We start from the raw sequence: 18,751 nt of genomic DNA, 5'->3' as shown, positions 1-18,751 counted from the left end.
TTACCGGCTGGCCACGGGCGTGAAGGTCGAGAAGTCGACCAGCGTACCCAGCATTTGCAGATACGCGATCAGCGCATCCATTTCCGACACACCCGGCTGATTGTCGAAATTGCGCACCTGCGCGCCGGGATAGCGCTCCAGCATGGCGTCGTAATCGCCGAACGGGTCGATCTGCACCTTGAAATCGGCCACTGCGTTCTCGATCATCTCATCGGTATAAGGCACGCCGACAAAGCGGTGCGTCTTCAGCAGATCGCCGACATATTGCCCGTCGATCAGCCGGTCCGCGAGGAACGCGTATTTCGGCATCAGGGACTCGGGGACCACCGATTGCGGATCGTTCAGGTGATCCACGTGCCATTCATCCGAGTAGCGCCCGCCGACACGCGCAAGATCAGGCCCCGCGCGCTTGGAGCCCCACTGGAACGGATGGTCATACTGCGATTCCGCCGCCAGTGAATAGTGGCCGTAACGCTCGACCTCGTCGCGCATCGGGCGGATCATCTGGCTGTGGCAGGTATAGCAACCCTCGCGCACATAGATGTCGCGCCCGGTCAGTTCCAGCGGGGAGTAGGGGCGCATGCCCTCCACATCCTCGATGGTGTTCTCCAGCCAGAACAGTGGTGCGATTTGTACGATGCCGCCGATGGTGACCACCAGAAAGGCGAAGATGGCCAGCAGCGTTACGTTTTTCTCAAGGATCTTGTGTTTGTCCAGAAGTGCCATGTTTCCGGCCCCTCCCTATTCTGCCGGAACGGCGGAGTTAGTGGCCTCCACGGCCGGGCTCCGACGAATGGTCATGTAAAGGTTGTAGCACATCACGATACCGCCAGCGAGGAACAGCACCCCGCCCAGGCCGCGCACGACGTTCATCGGGAATTTGGCCGCGACCACGTCAGCAAAACTGTTCACGAGGAACCCGTTCGCATCCACTTCGCGCCACATCAGGCCTTCCATGATGCCGCTGACCCACATGGACGCCGCATAAAGGATGATGCCGATGGTCGCGAGCCAGAAGTGCCAGCTGACCAGACGCAGCGAATACAGACCCTCGCGGTTCCAAAGACGCGGCACCATGAAGTAGAGCGCGCCGAAGGTGATCATGCCGTTCCAGCCCAGCGCGCCGGAATGAACGTGCCCGATGGTCCAGTCAGTGTAGTGCGACAGCGAGTTGACCGCACGGATCGACATCATCGGTCCCTCGAAGGTGGACATGCCGTAAAAGCCGATGGAGATGACCATCATGCGAATGATCGGATCGGTGCGCAGCTTGTCCCACGCGCCCGAGAGCGTCATCAGACCGTTGATCATGCCGCCCCAGCTCGGCATCCAAAGCACGATCGAGAACACCATGCCCAGCGTCGAGGCCCAGTCGGGCAGCGCCGTGTAGTGCAGGTGGTGCGGACCGGCCCAGATATAGATGAAGATCAGCGCCCAGAAGTGGATGATGCTGAGCTTGTAGGAATATACCGGACGCTCGGCCTGTTTCGGGACGAAGTAATACATCATCCCCAGAAAGCCGGCCGTCAGGAAGAAGCCGACGGCGTTATGGCCGTACCACCACTGCGTCATCGCATCCTGCACGCCCGAGAAGACCTGAACTGATTTGGAGCCGAAGATGCTGACCGGGATCGACAGGTTGTTGACCACATGCAGCATGGCAACGGTAATGATGAAGGACATGTAGAACCAGTTGGCCACGTAGATATGCGGCTCGCGGCGCTTGGCGATCGTGCCGAGGAACACCGCAAGGTAGGACAGCCAGATGACCGTCAGCCACAGATCGGCATACCATTCGGGCTCGGCATATTCCTTGGACTGGGTGGCGCCGAACAGATAGCCCGTCGCGGCCAGCACGATGAACAGCTGATAACCCCAGAAGACGAACCACGCCAGATTGCCGCCCCAAAGGCGCGCGGCGCTGGTGCGCTGCACGACATAGAAGGACGTGCAGATCAGAGCGTTTCCCCCAAAGGCGAAAACCACCGCAGAGGTATGCAGCGGACGAAGGCGCCCAAAGTTGCCGATGCCTTGCAGGAATTCGAAGTTGAGCCATGGAAAGGCCAGCTGAAAGGCGATGAACGTGCCCACCAGAAACCCGACAACGCCCCAAAGGGCGGTCGCGATGGCACCGGCGCGAATCACGCCGTCCATGTATTCGCCGGACAGATCGACCTGCGGGGTCGGCTCGTCGGTTTGGCGCAGCACCCATATAAAGGCGACGCCGGCGGCCAGCGCAATCGTCAGCGCGTTGACCAGATAGGCCAGATCGCGGGCGAAATTCGCCGCGATCAGCGCCAGGAAAGTGATCAGGCCAAGCACGATCAGTTTCATGTAATTCGTCATTGTCGGTCCCTTCGTCCTTCGTCCATGCGAATCGCACAACGAATCTCTTCGTGCGCGCTCAGACCCCGTGGGTATCGCGTGCTCAACTGCCGTAATCCTTGATCTGCATCAAGGGTGCAACGGCGGTACTTTGACGCGGATCAAGTCGTGCCATCCAGCGCCATGTTAGGCTGTCGCGATACCGGGGGCCTGCCGATGCCGCACCGCCGTTTGCATGAATACCGCACAAGGAGAGCGTAATGCCATTGAAATCCCTCTTTACGGTGCTCACCGACCCCGCGCTGATCGCTCCGGCGCTGGACGCGGCGACGGTGCTGGCGCGCAAGCATGACGCTCATATGGATATCATGTGCCTGGGCGTCGATGCGTCGCAGATCGGATATTTCCACGCCTCCGCCTCGGCCGCGCTGGTCGAGCAGTGCCTCGCCCGCGCGCAGGATCAGGCGGCCGAAATCCGCGCGGCGGTGACGCAGCACATGCAAGGCACCGATGTGCACTGGTCCAGCTTCATCGAGGTCGCGCCGATGGCCGACATGGGCCGCCGCATCGGGGCCGAGGCCCGGTATGGCGATCTGGCCGTGCTGCCGCGCCCCTACGCAACCGGCGCCGGGGGCGAGGTGGAGGCGGCGGCCGAGGCATGTCTTTTCAACGGCCGCCTGCCTGCGCTGATCATTCCCGAAGATATCCAGATGCCGCCCAAGCCCAAGCGGATCATGATCGCCTGGAACGACAGTTTCGAGGCGATGAGCGCGGTGCGCGGCGCCCTGCCCATCCTGGCCGAGGCCGAAACGGTCAATGTCGTCATCGTCGATCCGCCGGTGCACGGCCCCGAGCGCTCGGACCCCGGCGGGCGCGTGTCGCAATTCCTGGCCCGGCACGGAATGCGCGTGGAGATCGACGTGCTGGCGCGCAGCATGCCGCGCGTGTCGGACGTGCTGCTTCGCCATGCGGTGGACATGGATGCGGACCTGATGGTGCTGGGCGCCTATGGCCACTCGCGCCTGCGCGAAGCCATGTTCGGCGGCGCCACGCGCAACCTGCTGGAGCAAACCCGTATCCCGCTGTTCATGGCGCGGTGAGAATGGCGGCGGCGCGCAAGACATTCGGCGCGGGCCCCGACACGCGCGCCTGCGCGTCAGTGGGCCAGCACCTCAGAATCGTCGCCCGCCTCGGCCAGAAGCCTGGCGAAATCCGGCACGACGACATGCCGTTTGCTCCCAAGCTCGATCACCCCGTCACGCTTCAGCGCGGAAATCTGGCGGCTGACCGTCTCCAGCGTCAGGCCCAGATAGTCCGACATCGCCTCGCGCGTCAGCGGCAGATCAAAGTCCACCATGCCGAAAGGCCCGGTAGAACTGGCCAGCGCGCTGCGCCGCGCGATGATCGCCAGAAGCGATGCGATCTTCTCGCGCGCGGTCTTGCGGCCCAGCACCAGCATCCATTCGCGCGCGGCGTCCAACTCGTCCAGCGTCATCTCCAGCAGCCTTTGCGAGATGCGCGGCGTGTCCTGAATGACCTGCTCGAACGGGCGTTTGCGGAAACAGCACATGACCAGATCGGTGGTCGCGATGACATCATAGGCCGCCTCGTTCCGGCCCGGACGGCCGACGAAATCGCTGGGCAGCAGCAGACCGACCATCTGCGTGCGCCCGTCCTCCATCGTTTGCGTCAGCGTGGCGATGCCCGAGACGACCGAGCCGACGAAATCCATGCGGTCGCCCGACCAGATGACAGTCTGGCCCGCCTGGAAACTGCGATAGTATTTTATCCGGTCCAGTTCTTCCAACTCCGCCGCGTTGCACCGCGCACAGACAGCGCGGTGGCGAATGGGGCATCCGTCGCACTCCGGGGGAATTTCGGTCATCGGATCTAGGGGCATGGCGCGCTTTTTCTTCGGCCGTGGCCGATATGGGTCTCTGTTCACCCATTGAAGTTAGAGCGGGGGCCGAGGGAATACAACTGATGGCGCGCGCAAGCGGCGCCAACCGGGCGCGTATGCACCACTCGCGCAGCCACGATTCCGCGCATTTCCGCCGCAGCGCGCGCTTCTAACCCGCCGGGTCCAGCGCCGCGCGCAGCAGGCTGCGCGCATAGTCCGTCTGCGGGCGCTCGAAAAGATCGTCGGCGCTGCCCGCCTCGATCACGTCGCCCTGCTTCATCACGATGATCTTGTGGCTCATGGCGCGCACGACCGTCAGATCATGGCTGATGAAGAGATAGGCCAGCCCGTATTTCACCTGCAGGCGGCGCAAAAGCTCGACGATCTGAACCTGCACGGTCATGTCCAGCGCGCTTGTCGGCTCGTCCAGAACCAAAAGGCGCGGGCGCAGGATCATGGCGCGGGCGATCGCGATGCGCTGGCGCTGGCCACCGGAAAACTCGTGCGGATAGCGGTCCATCGCGCTGCGCGGCAGCTCGACCTCGTCCAGCACCTCGGCAACCAGATCGCGCCTGGACTTGCCGCTGCCGCGCGTGCCGTGCACGCCAAGCCCCTCGGCGATGATCTCGGCGCAGGTCATGCGCGGGCTGAGGCTGCCGTAGGGATCCTGAAACACGATCTGCATGTCGGCGCGGTGGCGCCGCAGCTGGCGCACGGACCAGCCATTCACATCCTCGCCCATGAAGGTGATGCGCCCGTCCGAGCCGATCAGCCGCATGATCGCCAGCGCCAGCGTGGTCTTGCCCGATCCGCTCTCGCCGACGATGCCCAGGGTCTCGCCCGCGCGGACGGTCAGGCTGGCATCGTTCACCGCCTTCACGTGGCCGACGGTCTTTTTCAGGAACCCCTTCTGAATGGGAAACCACACGCGCAGATTTTCCGTCTGCGCCACGACCGGCGCATCCTGCGGCACCGGATCGGGCCGGCCCACGGCATGGGCGTTCAGCAATTTGCGCGTATAGGCGTGCTGCGGGTTGGCGAACACCTCGCCCGTCGCGCCCGCCTCGACGATCTCGCCGTCCTTCATCACGCAGACCTTGTCGGCGATGCGGCGCACGATGGTCAGGTCGTGGGTGATGAACAGCATCCCCATGTCGCGGCTCTTGAGATCCGCCAGCAGATCGAGGATCTGCGCCTGAATGGTCACGTCCAGCGCCGTCGTCGGCTCGTCCGCGATCAGGATGTCGGGCTTGTTCGCCAGTGCCATCGCGATCATCACGCGCTGCCGCTGTCCGCCCGAAAGCTGATGGGGATAGGCGTCCAGCCGCGATTCGGCGTCACGTATGCCCACCTCGCCCAACAGCTCGATGATGCGCGTCCGCGCCGCCTCACCCTTCAGCCCCTGATGCAGCTCCAGCGATTCTGCCAGCTGCCGCTCCAGTGTATGAAGCGGGTTGAGCGATGTCATCGGCTCCTGAAAAATGAAGCTGATGTCATTGCCGCGCACCTTGCGCAGCAGCCGCGCGGGCGCGCCGATCATCTCCTGCCCGTCATAGCGCACAGATCCGCCCACTTCGGCCGAATCGCCCAGGAGCGACACGGTCGACAGCGCCGTGACCGATTTGCCGGACCCCGATTCGCCCACCAGCGCCACCGTCTCGCCCCGATCCACGGTAAAGCTGACGCCCTTGACGGCCTGCGCCGTCTGGCCATCCTGCCGAAAGGCGATGGTCAGGTTCTCGACTTCCAGAAGGCTCATTGAAACGTCTTTCTGGGGTCGAACGCATCGCGCACGCCCTCGAAGATGAAGACCAGCAGCGACAGCATGATCGCAAAGGCAAAGAACGCGGTGAAGGCCAGCCACGGCGCCTGAAGGTTGTTTTTCGCCTGAAGCGTCAATTCCCCCAGCGACGGCGACGACGACGGCAGGCCAAAGCCCAGAAAATCGAGGCCGGCCAGCAAGCTGATCGTGCCGGTGATGACAAAGGGCAGCATGGTCAGCGTCGCAACCATCGCGTTGGGCAGCATGTGCCGGAACATGATCCGCCCGTTGCTGACGCCCAGCGCCTTGGCCGCGCGGACGTATTCCAGGTTGCGCGCGCGCAGGAATTCGGCGCGCACCACGCCCACCAATGCCATCCAGCCAAACAGCACCGTGATCGCCACCAGCAGCCAAAAGCCCCGCGGCAGGATCGCAAACAGGATGATGATGACATACAGCTGCGGCGTCGCGGCCCAGATCTCGATGAAGCGCTGAAATGTCAGATCCAGCCAGCCGCCGAAATAGCCCTGCACCGCGCCCGCCGCGATGCCGATGATGGATGCCAGCGTCGTGACGATCAGCGTGAACAGCACCGACAGGCGAAAGCCGTAGATCACCCGCGCCAGCACATCGCGCTTGGTGTTGTCCGTGCCCAGAATGTTCTGCGCATTGGGCGGCAGCGGTGCCGCGCCGGGCCGGTCCACGGGCGTGTCATAGCTGTAGGGGATCGGCGGCCAGATCGCCCAGCCCGCCTCGACCGGCATGCCGTCAACCTCGCCGGTTTCGGCCTGCGCGATCACGCCTTCGGGGTCGTCGAAACACGCATCCAGCCCGCCCGACGCGATCAGGCAGCGCACTTCGGGATCGCGGTAGATCGCTTCGGTCCTGAAATCACCGCCGAATTCCGTCTCGGGATAGAACCTGAAGATCGGCGCATAAAACTCGCCGCGATACTGCACCAGGATCGGCTTGTCATTCGCCAGAAACTCGGCAAACAGGCTCAGCCCGAACACCACGGCAAAGAGCAGCAGCGACCAGAACGCGCGCCGGTTGCGGCGGAAATTGCGCCAGCGGCGCTGGTTGAGCGGCGACAGGGCCATCGCGTCAGCCCTCCCGCTTTTCGAAGTCGATGCGCGGATCGACCAGCACATACATCAGATCGCTGAAAATGTTCACCACCAGCCCGATCAGCCCGAACAGGAACAGCGTGCCGAACATCACCGGATAATCGCGGCCCACCGCGGCCTCGAATCCCAGCCGGCCCAGCCCGTCTAGCGAAAAGATCGTCTCGATCAGGACCGACCCGCCAAAAAAGATGCCGATGAAGACCGTCGGAAACCCCGCGATCACGATCAGCATCGCGTTGCGGAACACATGGCCATAAAGCACCTGACGCTCGCTCAACCCCTTGGCGCGGGCGGTCATCACGTATTGCTTCTTCACCTCGTCCAGAAAGCTGTTCTTGGTCAGCAGCGTCAGCGTGGCGAAGGCCGCGATGGTGCTGGCCAGAACCGGCAGCGCGATATGCCACAGGTAATCCAGCGCCTTGCCGATCAGGCTGAGCTGGTCGAAATTGTCCGAGGTCAGGCCACGCAACGGAAACAGCTTCCAATAGCTGCCCCCCGCGAACAGCACCAGCAGCATGATCGCGAAAAGGAACGCGGGAATCGCATAGGCCACGATGATGACGCCGCTGGTCCAGGTGTCGAAGGCGCTGCCGTCGCGCACCGCCTTGGCCACGCCCAGCGGAATGGAGATCAGGTAGGCGATCAGCGTCGACCACAGGCCAAGCGAAATCGACACCGGCATTTTCTCCAGCACCAGATCGGTCACGTTGATCTTGCGAAAATAGCTCTCGCCGAAATCGAAGCGGGCATAGTTCCACATCATGTTCGCGAACCGCTCGAGCGGCGGCTTGTCGAGGCCGAACTGCTTTTCCAGCTCTTCGATCATTTCGGGCGGCAGGCCGCGCGCGCCGACATATTTGCTCTCGCCGCCGCCCGCGCCCAGCTCGGCGCCCGCGTCATTGCCGCCGCCGGCAAAGCTGTCGAACACGTCGCCCTTGCCTTGCATGTTGGCGATCGCCTGCTCGACCGGGCCGCCCGGCACGAACTGCACCAGGGCAAAGTTGATGACCATGATCCCGAAAAGCGTCGGAATGATCAGCAGCAGGCGCCGCAGGATATATGCTCCCATCGCGGCGCTACCTCAGCGCGCCGGCAGCGTTCAGCGCGGCCGCCTTCTCGGCGTTCCACCACCAGAAATCCAGCACGCCCAGCGCGTAGGGCGGCATGGTTTCGGGATGCTCGAACATGTCCCAATAGGCGACCCAATGCGCATCGTTGTACCAGACCGGGATCATGAACGCCTCATATCGCAGGGCGCGGTCCAGCGCGGTCAGCGCGGCGTCCTGCGTGGCCGCATCGTCCGTCTCAAGCGCGGCATTGATGATCGCGTCCACCATCGGGCTGGCAAGGCCCGCGGGGTTGAACAGGCTGAACGCGGCCTCCTGACTGCCGAAGCGCTGCATCAGGCCGGTGCCGGGCTGCAGGAACGCGGTGTAGTTGTCGAAGACAAGATCATAGTCGCGGTCGCGGCTGCGCAGCGTGTATTGCGACGGATCGATCTTTTCCATCCTGGCCTCGATCCCCATGGCCTGCAGGTTCTTGATGAAGTTCTCGACCACCGCGCCGATGGTGGACGAGCCGGAGGACGGGATCGGAAACTCAAGGCTCAGCGGCTCGCCCGCGGCGTTGCGGCGCGTGCCGTCCGGACCCACGGGCCAGCCCGCCTCGTCCAGCAGGGCCATGGCGCGGCGCAGGTTGCGCCGGTCCGTCAGGCGGCTGGGATCGGATGTGTGCGGCACCATCGCAGGCTCGGTCAGCATCTCCGGCGGGATCACGTCGCCCAGGCTTTGCAGCAGCTCCAGCTCCTTGCCTTCGGGCACGCCCTTGGCCTGAAGGGGCGTGTCCTGCACGAAGGACTCGCGCTGCTTGAAGAGGCCGTATTGCAGGCTCTCGTTGGTCCATTCAAAGTTGAAGCCAAGCGCGATCGCCTGCCTCACGCGCTTGTCCTGCAGCGTCTCGCGGCCCAGGTTGAACACGATCCCCGAGGGCGTGGGCGGCGTTCCGTCCGGCAGATCCTCCAGCACGACCCAGCCTTTCTGCACGGCCGGAAAATCATAGCCCGTCGCCCATGTTTTCGAGTTCGTCTCGGCCCGGAACGTGTATTCGCCCACCTTGAATGCCTGGAACGCGGCCGAGTCGTCGGCGAAATACTCGATCCGGATGGTATCGAAATTGTGCCGTCCCACGTTGATCGGCAGATCGCGGCCCCAGTAATCGGGGTTGCGCTTGTAGACGATGCGCCGGTTCACCTCGGCCTCGTCCAGCATGTAGGGCCCTGATCCCGGCGCCGCATCGAGCCGTGGCTCGTCCAGGCGCGCGCCGGTTTCCTCGTACCATGCCTTGGGAAAGACCGGCACGGCGCCCACCTGATCCACCAATGAGCGGCGCGAGATGCCCTCGGCGAAGGTGAACTTGACGGTGTGATCGTCCAGCGCCTCGGCGCCGGTCACATGGCGCTTGACCGCCTCGGCATAGGATTGCAGCCCCTGCTCCAGAAAGAGGTTGTGCGAGAACACCACGTCATGCGCCGTGACGGGCGTTCCGTCGGAAAACCGCGCTTCGGGGCGCATGTGGAAGATCACCCACGTCTTGCCCGCGTCATATTCCAGGCTTTCGGCCAGCAGGCCATACGCCTCGCCATAGGTGTCGGCGGGCAGACCCTCGCTGGTGGCGGGCATGTCGCCCAGAAGGCTTTCATAGACCATCCAGGAATAGGCCCCGGCGCGGCCCTTGCGCGAATAGGGGTTCATCGAGTCGAAGGTGCCGGAGGCATCCAGCGCGATCTCGCCGCCCTTCGGCGCGTCCGGGTTGACGTAGTCGAAATGCGCGAAATCCTCGGGGTATTTCAGGTCGCCGAAATAGCTGTAGCCATGCGCGCGGATTACGTCGCCCTCGGGCTCTGCGGCGTCCTGGGCCCGCGCGCCATGCGCGGCCAGCGCGGCGATCGCCAGCCCGGCCAAAGCGGCGCGGAGCGATGAACAGATCCAAGGGGAGTATGCGGCGCGTGCCATGGCTGTGTGTCGCTCGGTCATGGGCTTCCTCTTTGATGCTGTGCGCACGCTACCGGAGCAGACCCCGGACATTCAAGCACGGAAAGACGGCAGGCCGGGCGGCAGGGTGCGGCCCATCGCATTGAAAAAGGGGCGACCCCGTCAGGGCGCCCCTTGATTTGTTGCAGCAAGGATCGGATGCCGATCAGTCGTCGACGCTGTCGAGATACGCGATCACGTTGGCGCGATCCTCGACAGACTTCAGACCGGCAAAGGCCATGGCGGTGCCGGGCGCATATCCTGCCGGATTCTCGAGAAAGCCGCTCAGATGCTCGGGCGTCCAGACGTCGACGACCTCTTCCAGCGCGCCGGAATATCCAAAGCCCTCGGCGGTATCCACCTCGCGGCCGACAACACCGTAAAGATACGGGCCGGTCGAATTCTCGCCCTTCTCCAGCTTGTGGCAGGCCTTGCACTTGTTAAACACGCGCTCGCCCTTGCCCGGATCGGCGGAGGCGTAGACCTCTTCAAAGGACGGGCCCTCTTCTTCCTCGGCAGGCGCGTCATCGCCGCCGGTGTCGATCAGATACCCCTGCACCACTTCGTCGCCGTGATGGCCAACGCGTGCGGCATACATTTCCTCGGCCACGAATTTGCCCAGCAGGAAGACCAGAAAGGCGCCGCAGAGACCGCCCACAACCTTGGTGAATGTCATTGTATCGAACATATGCCCGCTTCCATTTGATATCCTTTGGCCGCGTATCTATCCGCTTCCCCTCCCCTTGCGCAAGGTATAGTTTCCGGGCTCAAAAGACGCACCCTTCCCCTGCTTTCAGCCGCCGGAGGGCCGGAATTACAAGGATCGCCCCCATGCCCCAGACCATCGCCTTTCAGGGAGAACCCGGCGCCTATTCGCATCAGGCCTGCCGCGAGACCTATCCCGAAAGCACCGCAATGCCCTGCCGCACCTTCGAGGAGGCGATCGAGGCGGTGCGCAGCGGCGCGGCCGATCTGGCGATGCTTCCGGTGGAAAACTCCACCTTCGGACGCGTGGCGGATATCCACCACCTGCTGCCGGGCAGCGGCCTGCATATCATCGGCGAGGCCTTCGTGCGGGTCAAGATCGCGCTGCTGGCCCTGCCCGGCACGTCCCTGCCGCAGGTGCGCCGCGCGATGAGCCATCCCATGCTGCTGGGCCAATGCCGCGGTTTCCTGGAGGCGCACGGGATCGAGCGCGTGACCGGCGCCGATACCGCCGGATCGGCGCGCCAGGTGGCCGAGAATGCCGAGCCACAGACCGCCGCACTGGCCAGCGCGCTGGCCGGGGACATCTACGGGCTGGACATCCTGGCCGACGGGATCGAGGACGAGGGCGACAACACCACCCGCTTTCTGGTGATGGCCCCGGCGCCCGACATGACGCGGCGCGGGGATGCGGGCATGATGACAAGCTTCGTCTTTACCGTGCGCAACATTCCCGCGGCGCTCTACAAGGCGATGGGGGGCTTTGCCACCAACGGCGTCAACATGACCAAGCTGGAATCCTACATGGTGGGCGGCACGTTCTCGGCCACGCAGTTCTACGCCGATGTCGAAGGGCACCCCGATGATGCCAATCTTGCACTGGCCCTAGAGGAGCTGGACTATTTCACCAGCGAGGTGAACATCCTTGGTGTTTACCCGCGTGATCCCCGGCGCGACTGACCTGCGCGTCAGGCGCGGCGCATATACCTGTCTTCCAGCTCCTGCGCGAAGGTGGCCACGCGCATGTCGAACCGCCTGGCGACATTCGTGCGCGCCAGTTTCAGCGACTGCACCATCAGCCGCGCAGACAGGTTTTGCGGCTTCAGCTCGGCCGCGAGCGAAAGGCGTGTGCGGCCCCGCGACAGCGCCACAAGCTCGACCACGAAATCGCTGTTCAGCGATTTTGAGCTGGCCTTGAACTGCATCATCGACGGCGGCTCGTATCCGGTCAGCTCAAGCTGCATCTGCCGGCGTTTGCCGCGCATGTCAAAGGCCGTGTCCCAGACGATGCCCGCCGCGGGCGGCGTGACATCGGCGGTGCGCTGGATATCCGCGCCGCGCCGCAGCAAGGATCGCTCCAGCGCGGCGAAATCCGACACTTGCGAAAAGACATAGTCGATCGGCGCCTCGATATCTTCGCGTGCCTCGAACTTCATTTACCCACCCTGTTTTGCATACCGCGCCTGCCCGCTCTGCGGCCTTTCAGACGTGGCGCCATAGTCACCTCAATCCAGCCGGTCCGCAAGCCAGTTGGACAGCAGAAATTGCGCAATCGCCCCCCGCCGCGCCGGTGCCAGAAACCTGTGGCGCCCGGCGAACGCGTCCATCACATCCTCGCGGCTGACCCAGATCGCATCCTCCAGCTCGTCGCGGTCGATGGTGATGTCGCGGCTGAGCGCGGTGCCCCGGCAGCCGATCATCAGCGAGGCCGGAAAGGGCCAGGGCTGGCTGGCCAGATACGTGACCTCGCCGACGGCGACCGCGGTTTCCTCCTGCACCTCGCGGCGCACCGCCGCCTCCACCGTCTCGCCCGGCTCGACAAAGCCCGCCAGCAGCGAATACATCCCGTCCGGCCAGCCCGGCGAGCGGCCCAGCAGCGCCGAGTTGCCTTGGGTGATCAACATGATGACCACCGGATCGGTACGCGGAAAATGCGGCGCGGCGCATACCGGGCAGCGCCTGCGCCACCCGCCCATGTCCATCGCGCTGCCCGCGCCGCAGCAGGCGCAAAATCCGTGGCTGTCATGCCAGCCGAAAAGCGCCCGCGCGGTGGCCGCCAGCTCTGCATCGCGCGGGCTGAGCAAGGTCATGATGCGACGCAATTCGGCAAAGACGCAGGTGCCCGGCAGGTCCGGGTGACACTGCTCGCTGGGGTCGAGAAAACTGTTCAGCGTGTCCGCCGCCTGCCCCTCCGGTTCCCAATGCGAGATGTCATGCGCAAAGATGAGCGGACGGCCCGGCGCCTCGCGGCCCAGAAACACGCGGCGCGAGGTCTCCAGCACCGGATGATCGCGCGGCAGGCGCACCAGCGGCGCGAGATCGCCCGCCTGCGTCAGCGGCTTGCCGCGCCACATGAGGATCGCTTCGGCCCCGCCTTCGGCAATGGCCGCCTCCATGGCCGCCGCGTTCCCGCGCAGATGCGCGGCCCGGTCCAGCGAGGCGCCCCCGAATGTCACGCTTTCCGCCAGTTTCATGCGCATGCTCCCTGCCCGCGTGATCGCCGCGCGTGCCGTGCCACGATCCTCGCCGCCGCGCAAGCATGGTGACACCGCAGCAACAGGCGCGAAAAAATTAGGCCCTCACATCCAAAGGTTGAGTGATTCCTGTGGATAACTCGCCAGCCCATGATATTCCCGCTGCAAGGCCAAGCCACCTGCCACGAGGCCGCGCCATTACCGGCATCATCCGCGGGGAGCGCATGAACGCAAGATCGCCCATGACCGCGCCCGGCGCGCTTTCGGCCCCGACCGCCGACGTCACCGTGCGATTGCGCCTTCTGGGAACGACCGATCTGCATGCCAGCCTTCTGCCCTATGATTATTACGCGGATATCGGCGCGCGGCCCTACGGGCTGGCCCGCATCGCCACGCTGATCCGCGCGGCGCGCGATGAGGCGCCCAATACGCTGCTGTTCGACAATGGCGACGCGCTTCAGGGCACCCCCGTCGGCGACGTGACCGGCCAGAGCGGCAGCGGCTGGCGCGGCCCGAACCCGGTGATCGCCGCGATGAACCGGCTGAACTATGACGCGGCCGGGCTTGGCAATCACGAGTTCAACTTCGGGCTGGACTGGCTGGGCCGCACGCTGGCCGATGCGACATTTCCGTTCACCTGCGCGAATGTCTTCACATGGCCCGGCGCCGGGCCCGCCCGCTGCTACATGCCGCCCTATCAGCTTTTGCGCCGCACCGTCACGGATGAGGCCGGGTGCGGGCAGGTCCTGACGCTGGGCGTCATCGGCCTGGTGCCGCCGCAGATCAACCAATGGGACGCGCCCCATCTGGCGGGCCAGTTGCAGGCCCGTGACATGGTCGAGACCGCGCGCGCCCTCGTGCCGCAGGTGCGCGCGGCGGGCGCCGATCTGGTGCTGCTGCTGGCGCATACGGGCATCGACACCGCCGAGGCGCATCCGATAATGGAAAACGCCGCGCTGCCGCTCGCGGCGATACCGGGCGTCGATGCGATCATGGCCGGCCACAGCCACGACATTTTCCCGCGCCGGGGCGGCGCCATCACGGCGCCGGGCACGGCGGCGGGCATAGATCACGCGGCTGGCATGCTGAACGGCACGCCCGCGGTGATGGCCGGCGCGCATGGATCCCACCTTGGGGTGATGGATCTGACCGTGGTCCGGCGCGGCGGGCGCTGGCGCGTCGCGGCCCATCGCTGCGATCTGAGATCCGTGGCCGAGGCGCCCGCGCGCGCCCCCGTCCCGCCCGACACCGATCTGGTGCGCGGCGTGCAGGCGGCCCATGACATGACGCTCAAGCAGATGCGCCGGCCCATCGGATATTGCATGCAGCCGCTGCACAGCTTTCTGGCGCTGGTGCGGCCGGATCCCTCGGTCGCCGCCGTCAATATCCTGCAGCGCCGCATCCTGTCGCGCGGGCTGGCGGGCACAGCCCATGAAGGCCTGCCCATCCTTGCCGCCACGGCCGCCTTCAAGACCGGAGGGCGCGGCGGCCCGCAGAATTTCTGCGATGTGCAGGCCGGCCCGATCTCGCTGCGCCATGCGGCGGATCTCTATCCCTTTCCCAACCGGCTGTGCGGCATACTCGTCACCGGCGCGCAGCTGCGGGACTGGCTGGAGCGTGCGGCCATCTGCTTTGCCATGCAAACGCCCGGCACGCCCGAGGCGATGCTGCGCGATACAGACATTCCGGGGCATGATTTCGACGTCATTCTGGGGCTCAGCTATCAGATCGACCTGTCGCGGCCGCCCCGTTTCGACCGGACCGGCGCGCTGCTGAACTCCGGCGCGCGGCGTATCCGCGATCTGCGCCACGCCGGACAGCCGCTCAAGGACGCGGACCGCTTCGTGCTGGCCACGAATACCTACCGCGCCCATGGCGGCGGCGGCTTCGTGGACGCGGGCCAGAGCACGGTGATCCACACCGCCGACCGGCCCCTGCGCGACCAGTTGGCGGACGAAATCGCGCGCGCACCGCTGAACGTGCCGCCCGAGCAACCGCCCGGCTGGCGTTTCGCCCCGATGGCCGGCAACGCGGTGCTTCTGGACACCTCGCCCGAGCTGCGCCGCGATCCCGCCGCGCTGCGCGCCATCGCCGCGCAGGATCTGGGCCTGACGCCGGAAGGTTTCCTGCGCCTGCGCATCCCGCTCTGAGTCGTTCACGCGATCGTGAGCCGCAATAGGCGGCCGCTGCCCTACCCTTGAGACCAGCAAAAACACGGGAGACACGCCAATGAGACGACACACCCTGTCCCGCCGCGCCCTGCTGGGCGCCGCCGCCGCGCTGCCGCTGGCCCATGCCGCCCGCGCGGCCGCCCCGATGATGGGGCCGTCCTCGGCCACGCACCGGCGTATTGCACTGGGCGATTTCGAGATCACGAATTTACTCGCCGGCACAGCCCCGCGCGAGGATCCGCACAGCATATTCGGGCTGAATGTCGACGATGACACCTTCGCCGAGGTCGCCCGCGACGCGCTGCTGCCCACAGAGGTGGCGCAGTTCTTCTTCACGCCGACGCTGGTCAATACCGGCGAGACGCTGGTGCTGTTCGATACCGGGCTGGACCCGGCGGGGCTGACCGAGGCGCTCAGCGGCGCGGGATACAGCGCCGATCAGGTGGATATCGTGGTCATCACCCATATGCACGGCGATCACATCGGTGGCCTGATGGGCGCGGACGGCGCCACCTTTGCCAATGCCCGCTATGTCACCGGCGCGGCCGAGTTCGACCACTGGGCCGCCGCGGAGAATGACGGCTTCGAAGCCAAGATGCGCCCCCTGGCCGAACAGACGACGATGATCGAGCCGGGCCAGGACGCCGCCCCCGGCATCACCGCCGTCGAGGCGTTCGGCCACACGCCCGGCCACATGGCCTACCGGATCGAGAGCGCCGGGAAATCGCTGCTGATCGGCGCGGATTTTGCCAATCATCCGGTCTTTTCGCTGGCCCATCCCGATTGGGAGGTCTCTTTCGACATGGACAAATCCGCCGCTGCGGCCACGCGCCACGCGCTGCTGGACATGCTGGCGGCCGAGCGCATGCCCTTCATCGGCTATCACATGCCCTTCCCGGCCATGGGATATGTGAAACGCACCGAGGGCGGCTATGCCTACCTGCCCGAAAGCTATCAGCTGCGGCTCTGAGCGCCCTTCCCTTTGCCCTGCATCCCGCCCATATGGGCGGGATGAGCCAGCATATCCCGACCCTTGACGAGATGGAGCAGATCGCGCGCGACACCGTCGACGCGCTGCCCGCGCCCTTTGCGGATGCCGCGGCGCAGGTCGCCTTGCGGGTGCTGGATATGCCGGATGCGGCCCTGCTGGCCGATCTGGACATGGACGATCCGATGCAGTTGACCGGCCTCTACGAGGGCGTGCCGATGACGCATAAATCGGTCGCCTACCCCTCGCCTTGGCCCGATACGGTCTGGCTCTTCCGCCGGCCCATCCTGGCCGAGCTGGCGACGCGGCCGGGCGTCACGCTGGAGCAGCTCGTCGCGCATGTGACGGTCCACGAATTCGCGCATCATTTCGGCTGGTCCGATGACGACATCGCCACTATCGACCGCTGGTGGGAATGACGCGCCGGGGCTTCATCTTGGCAAAAATACTCCGGCGCGCAGCGCCCTTTCAGCCTCCGCTGTCATCCCTCCAGCGGTTGACGATCGGATAACGCCGGTCCAGCCAGAAGGCCCGCTTGCTCAGCCGCGTGCCCGGCGCGGACTGAAACCGCTTGTATTCGCTGGTATAAAGCAGCCCTTCGACCTTTTTCACATCGGCCCGGTCATATCCCGCCGCCACGCAATCGGCGACGCTGGCATCCTGGTCCACCAGCATGTCCAGTATCCCGTCCAGCACCGGGTAATCGGGCAGCGAATCGCTGTCCTTCTGATCGGCGCGCAGCTCGGCCGAGGGCGGCTTGTCGATGATGCGCGGCGCGATCACCTCGCCGCCGGGGCCCATCATCCAGTCGCGGTGATGCGCATTGCGCCAGCGGCAGATGTCGAAAACGCGGGTCTTGTAGAGATCCTTGATCGGGTTGTAGCCGCCGTTCATGTCGCCATAGATCGTGGCATAACCCACCGCGATCTCGGACTTGTTACCCGTGGTCAGCAGCATCTCGCCGAACTTGTTGCTGAGCGCCATCAGCAGCAGGCCGCGCAGGCGCGACTGGATGTTCTCCTCGGTCACGCCCGGCTCGGTCACCTCGAAAAGCGGCGCGAGGGCCGCACCGACAGCCGCGCGCGGCTCGTCGATGGGCACGAAATCATAGCGGCATCCCAGCGCCTCGGCCACGCTTTGCGCATCCTCCAGCGACGCGGGGCTGGTATATTCCGACGGCAGCATCACGCAGCGCACGTTTTCCGCGCCCAGCGCATCGGCGGCGATCACCGCGACGATCGCCGAATCGAGCCCGCCGGACAGACCCAGCAACACCTTCCCGAAGCCCGATTTGCGCATGTAATCGCGCAAGGCCACGACCATCGCGTGATAATCCTGCTCCAAACTGCAGGGGATATGCGCCAGATCGCCCTTCTGTGCCGTCCAGCCGTCCGCGCCGCGCGTGAAATCCACATGGGCCAGCGCATCCTCGAACAGCGGCATCTGCACCGCCAGCGCGCCGCCGGGGTTCAGCACGAAACTGCCGCCATCGAACACCTGATCGTCCTGTCCGCCTGTCATGTTGAGATAGACCAGCGGCAGCCCCGTCTCGATCACGCGGGACACCATGATCGTCTGGCGCGTCTCCATCTTGCCGCGATAATAGGGCGAGCCGTTGGGCACCAGCAGCAGCTCGGCGCCGGTTTCGGCCAGGGTTTCGGTGACATCCTCGTGCCAGGCATCCTCGCAGATGGGGCTGCCGATGCGCACGCCCTTGACGGTGTAGGGCCCCGCCACCGGCGCCGCGCCGTAAAGACGCACTTCGTCGAACACGGTCTCGTTGGGCAGATGATGCTTCAGCACCCGCGCCGTCACCTCGCCGCCCTGCAACACGTAATAGGCGTTGCACAGCCCCGCGCCTTCCAGCGCCGGGCCGCCGATGCCGATGGCCGGGCCATCCGCGCAATCGGCGGCCAGCGCATGGATCGCCGCGATGGCGGCCTGATGGAACGCAGGCTTCAGCACCAGGTCCTGCGTGTTGTAGCCGGTGATGAACATCTCCGGCAGCGCCAGCATGTCGGCGCCCGCCGCGCGCGCGGCCTTCCATGCCTCGCGCGCCTGCGCGGCGTTGCCGTCCAGATCGCCCACGGTGGGGGCCAGTTGCGCAAGGGTCAGGCGAAAACGGTCGGGCATGGGCGGCTCCTTTAATTGTCACGCCCTGATCTAAAGTGTTTTCGCAGCGATCCCAATCGCCGATTGCGCCGGGCCGCCCGCGTTTTGCAAGGGCGCGGCACAGGCGGCAGCACGCTGGCGGGGACGAATCGCGTTGC

Annotated in this window: 16 protein-coding genes; 5 read left to right on the top strand and 11 right to left on the bottom strand. The window is 65.2% G+C overall.

Annotated features, from left to right (window positions below; translation table 11 throughout):
- Both ccoO and ccoN read right to left on the bottom strand, forming a co-directional pair.
- The gene (gene ccoO / locus DC366_RS05265; RefSeq protein ID WP_108691143.1) at positions 1-726 is read right to left on the bottom strand and encodes a cytochrome-c oxidase, cbb3-type subunit II; all 726 of its coding nucleotides are present in this window, start codon (positions 724-726) and stop codon (positions 1-3) included.
- A 15-nt stretch (positions 727-741) separates the two neighbouring features.
- Positions 742-2,346: a cytochrome-c oxidase, cbb3-type subunit I gene (gene ccoN, locus DC366_RS05260; protein ID WP_108691142.1), complete on the bottom strand. Its 1,605-nt coding sequence runs from the start codon at positions 2,344-2,346 to the stop codon at positions 742-744.
- 239 nt (positions 2,347-2,585) lie between these two features.
- Here ccoN and DC366_RS05255 point away from each other — a divergent pair, with 239 nt between their 5' ends.
- On the top strand, positions 2,586-3,425 hold the full coding sequence (locus DC366_RS05255; protein ID WP_108691141.1) for a universal stress protein: 840 nt from the start codon (positions 2,586-2,588) through the stop codon (positions 3,423-3,425).
- 56 nt (positions 3,426-3,481) lie between these two features.
- Here the strand turns inward: DC366_RS05255 and fnrL are convergent, their stop codons facing one another.
- The 6 genes from fnrL to DC366_RS05225 all read right to left on the bottom strand — a co-directional run bounded on the left by fnrL (position 3,482) and on the right by DC366_RS05225 (position 10,831).
- Positions 3,482-4,225 carry a transcriptional regulator FnrL gene (gene fnrL, locus DC366_RS05250; protein ID WP_108691140.1) on the bottom strand — a complete coding sequence of 248 codons (744 nt, stop codon included), beginning with the start codon at positions 4,223-4,225 and terminating at the stop codon, positions 3,482-3,484.
- Positions 4,226-4,394: 169 nt separating this feature from the next.
- Positions 4,395-5,984 carry an ABC transporter ATP-binding protein gene (locus DC366_RS05245; protein WP_108691139.1) on the bottom strand — a complete coding sequence of 530 codons (1,590 nt, stop codon included), beginning with the start codon at positions 5,982-5,984 and terminating at the stop codon, positions 4,395-4,397.
- Entirely contained in the window at positions 5,981-7,087 is a 1,107-nt protein-coding gene (locus DC366_RS05240) for an ABC transporter permease (protein ID WP_108691138.1), read from the bottom strand. Before DC366_RS05240 ends, DC366_RS05245 begins: the two co-directional genes overlap by 4 nt.
- A 4-nt stretch (positions 7,088-7,091) precedes the next feature.
- On the bottom strand, positions 7,092-8,183 hold the full coding sequence (locus tag DC366_RS05235; protein ID WP_108691137.1) for a microcin C ABC transporter permease YejB: 1,092 nt from the start codon (positions 8,181-8,183) through the stop codon (positions 7,092-7,094).
- Between the two features lie 7 nt (positions 8,184-8,190).
- The gene (locus DC366_RS05230) at positions 8,191-10,146 is read right to left on the bottom strand and encodes an extracellular solute-binding protein (RefSeq protein WP_108691136.1); all 1,956 of its coding nucleotides are present in this window, start codon (positions 10,144-10,146) and stop codon (positions 8,191-8,193) included.
- Between the two features lie 163 nt (positions 10,147-10,309).
- A complete protein-coding gene (locus DC366_RS05225) occupies positions 10,310-10,831 on the bottom strand; it encodes a c-type cytochrome (protein WP_108691135.1) in 522 nt (173 codons plus the stop codon).
- Between the two features lie 143 nt (positions 10,832-10,974).
- On the opposite strand from DC366_RS05225, the gene DC366_RS05220 reads away from it, so the two are divergent.
- On the top strand, positions 10,975-11,808 hold the full coding sequence (locus DC366_RS05220) for a prephenate dehydratase (RefSeq protein ID WP_108691134.1): 834 nt from the start codon (positions 10,975-10,977) through the stop codon (positions 11,806-11,808).
- A gap of 8 nt (positions 11,809-11,816) precedes the next feature.
- Here DC366_RS05220 and DC366_RS05215 read toward each other — a convergent pair whose 3' ends face one another.
- Both DC366_RS05215 and nudC read right to left on the bottom strand, forming a co-directional pair.
- Positions 11,817-12,284, bottom strand: coding sequence for an SRPBCC family protein (locus tag DC366_RS05215; RefSeq protein ID WP_108691133.1), 468 nt, complete (start codon positions 12,282-12,284; stop codon positions 11,817-11,819).
- Between the two features lie 69 nt (positions 12,285-12,353).
- Entirely contained in the window at positions 12,354-13,322 is a 969-nt protein-coding gene (gene nudC / locus DC366_RS05210) for an NAD(+) diphosphatase (protein ID WP_108691357.1), read from the bottom strand.
- Between the two features lie 224 nt (positions 13,323-13,546).
- Here nudC and DC366_RS05205 point away from each other — a divergent pair, with 224 nt between their 5' ends.
- The 3 genes from DC366_RS05205 (at position 13,547) to DC366_RS05195 (ending at position 16,900) form a co-directional block, all read left to right on the top strand.
- On the top strand, positions 13,547-15,472 hold the full coding sequence (locus DC366_RS05205; protein ID WP_108691132.1) for a bifunctional 2',3'-cyclic-nucleotide 2'-phosphodiesterase/3'-nucleotidase: 1,926 nt from the start codon (positions 13,547-13,549) through the stop codon (positions 15,470-15,472).
- Positions 15,473-15,551: 79 nt separating this feature from the next.
- A complete protein-coding gene (locus tag DC366_RS05200; RefSeq protein WP_108691131.1) occupies positions 15,552-16,463 on the top strand; it encodes an MBL fold metallo-hydrolase in 912 nt (303 codons plus the stop codon).
- Between the two features lie 41 nt (positions 16,464-16,504).
- Entirely contained in the window at positions 16,505-16,900 is a 396-nt protein-coding gene (locus tag DC366_RS05195) for a metallopeptidase family protein (protein WP_108691356.1), read from the top strand.
- Between the two features lie 49 nt (positions 16,901-16,949).
- On the opposite strand, the gene DC366_RS05190 is transcribed toward DC366_RS05195, so the two are convergent.
- A complete protein-coding gene (locus tag DC366_RS05190; protein WP_108691130.1) occupies positions 16,950-18,614 on the bottom strand; it encodes an NAD+ synthase in 1,665 nt (554 codons plus the stop codon).
- Between the last annotated feature and the right edge of the window lie 137 nt (positions 18,615-18,751).

It is taken from the genome of Pelagivirga sediminicola (assembly GCF_003072125.1).
In the GTDB taxonomy this organism is placed as follows: Bacteria; Pseudomonadota; Alphaproteobacteria; order Rhodobacterales; family Rhodobacteraceae; genus Roseovarius; species Roseovarius sediminicola.
Note: the sequence above shows the minus strand (reverse complement) of the source record. Positions and strands in the feature narration are given on the sequence as shown.